The organism is Actinacidiphila sp. bgisy167, assembly GCF_057707665.1.
The window spans coordinates 1-803 of sequence record NZ_JBYIQP010000222.1; the positions used below are offsets into that span (position 1 = coordinate 1).

The following is an 803-nucleotide window of genomic DNA, read 5'->3' on the forward strand; positions in this document are numbered from 1 at the left end:
TTGACCGGTGAGGGCGGGCTGCTGCAGCAGCTGACCAAGCGCGTGCTGGAGTCGGCTCTGGAAGGCGAGATCACCGACCATCTCGGATACGACAAGCACGACCCGGTCGGCGCCGGCAGTGGGAACTCCCGTAACGGGGTGCGGTCCAAGACGGTGCTGACCGACGTCGGCCCAGTTGAGATCGCGGTGCCGCGGGACCGCGACGGCAGCTTCGAGCCGCAGATCGTCAAGAAACGCCAGCGGCGGCTGACCGGCGTGGACGAGATGGTTCTGTCCCTGTCCGCGCGGGGACTGACGCATGGCGACATCTCCGCGCACCTGGCCGAGGTCTACGGTGCGAGCGTGTCCAAGCAGACCATCTCGACCATCACCGACAAGGTTATGGACGGGATGGCCGAGTGGCAGAACCGGCCGCTGGACCCGGTCTATCCGGTGATCTTCATCGACTGCGTGCACGTGAAGGTCCGCGACGGGCAGGTCGCCAACCGCCCGATCTACGTCGCATTGGCGGTGACCGTGGACGGCACCCGCGACATCCTTGGCCTGTGGGCCGGCGACGGCGGTGAGGGCGCCAAGTACTGGCTCCAGGTCCTCACCGAGATCAAGAACCGTGGCGTCGAGGACGTGTGCATGGTCGTCTGCGACGGGCTGAAGGGCCTGCCCGACGCGATCGGCACGGTCTGGCCGCAGGCGGTCACGCAGACCTGTGTGGTCCATTTGATCCGGGCGTCGTTCCGCTACGCGGGCCGCCAGGACTGGGACAAGATCTCCCGCGCGCTCAAGCCGATCTACACCGCGCCGAC

General features: G+C 67.2%; 1 protein-coding gene. It reads left to right on the top strand.

The genetic code is table 11. The features are described 5' to 3' along the window. On the top strand, window positions 1–803 hold an 803-nt coding region (locus AC3ET4_RS30890), incomplete at both ends, for an IS256 family transposase (RefSeq protein WP_431955292.1).